This is a genomic window from Arthrobacter sp. BPSS-3 (assembly GCF_044628475.1).
Lineage (GTDB): Bacteria > Actinomycetota > Actinomycetes > Actinomycetales > Micrococcaceae > Arthrobacter.
Genome location: NZ_JBIMMV010000022.1, coordinates 1 through 1400, shown reverse-complemented (window position 1 = coordinate 1400; position 1400 = coordinate 1). Strand labels below are relative to the sequence as shown.

Genomic DNA, 1400 nt, shown 5'->3' with positions numbered 1-1400 from the left:
GGGACTATCTCATTAACGGTGTATCCGGCGGTTTCCTTTAGTAGTTTTCAGCTGCCGGGAATCGGTCGCTGAAGGTGATGGCGAAGGCGTTCAAAGCGGGCTTCCAACGCACGGCCCATCGGGTCCTGCCGGCACCGGTCGGATCGAGGGATCTGGTGACGAGATACAGGCACTTTAGCGCGGCCTGCTCGGTTGGGAAATGACCGCGTGCCTTCACGGCCCGCCGGTACCGGGCGTTGAGCGATTCGATGGCGTTGGTCGAGCAGATCACGCGCCGGATTTCCACGTCGTAGTCCAGGAACGGGATGAACTCTTCCCACGCGTTCTCCCAGAGCCGGACGATCGCCCCGTATTTCCTGCCCCACCGCTCCGTGAGCTCCTCGAGTGCCGTCCGGGCGGCCGCGGCGTTCGGGGCTGTGTAGATGGGCTTCACATCGCGTTTGAGCGCGTCCCAGTCCTTTTTCGAGGCCAGTCGGAAGGTGTTGCGGATCAGGTGGATGATGCAGGTCTGCACCGTCGTCAGCGGCCAGACATTGCCCACCACTTCCGGCAGGCCCTTGAGTCCGTCGCAGACCAGGAAGAAGCTGTCTTTCACACCACGGTTCTTGATGTCAGTGAGAACGCTCATCCAGAACTTCGCGCCCTCGCCGCCGGTCCCGGCCCACAGGCCCAGAATGTCCTTCTCCCCGTCCAGGGTGACGCCAATGGCGGCGTAGATCGGCCGGTTGGCGACCTGACCATCGCGGATCTTGACCACAATGGCGTCGATGAAGATCGCCGCGTAGACCTCATCAAGCGGCCGGTTCTGCCACTCGTTCATCTCCTCGAGGACCCTGTCCGTGATCCGCGAGATGGTCTCCTTGGAAACGGAAGCCCCGTAGATCTCGGCGAAGTGCGCACTGATCTCGCCTGTTGTCAGGCCCTTCGCGTACAGCGAGAGGACCATCTCGTCCACCCCATTCAGCCGGCGCTGGCGCTTCCGGACAATGACCGGCTCAAACGTGCCCGCCCGGTCCCGCGGAACGTCGATGCCCACCGGCCCGGTGGTCTCCGTCAGCACAGTCTTGGACCGGGTCCCGTTGCGGGCATTGCCCGTCTCTTTCCCGGCCGCGTCGTGCTTCTCATAACCGAGGTGCTCCGTGAGCTCCTCATCCAACGCGGTCTCTATGACCGTCTTGGTCAGCTGTTTGAGCAGCCCGTCCGGACCAGTCAGAGACAATCCCTGTTCACGGGCCATCCTCACCAGCTCACGGGCGGCCTCAGCCTCCGAATCTTCCTTCGGTTTCCCAGTGGTGTCCGCAGTCTTCACGGCATCCAGTGTCACCGGCATATCCAGCTCATTCCTGCCAAGCAGACCGCCTGGCGTGTCGAGCCGGATACACCGTTAATTCCACAGTCCC

1 protein-coding gene is annotated in these 1400 nt (G+C 62.5%); it reads right to left on the bottom strand.

Going from position 1 to position 1400, the window contains the following annotated elements:
- Positions 1-37 precede the first annotated feature (37 nt).
- On the bottom strand, positions 38-1330 hold the full coding sequence (locus ACFVY3_RS17300) for an IS256 family transposase (protein WP_400160669.1): 1293 nt from the start codon (positions 1328-1330) through the stop codon (positions 38-40).
- Positions 1331-1400 lie beyond the last annotated feature (70 nt).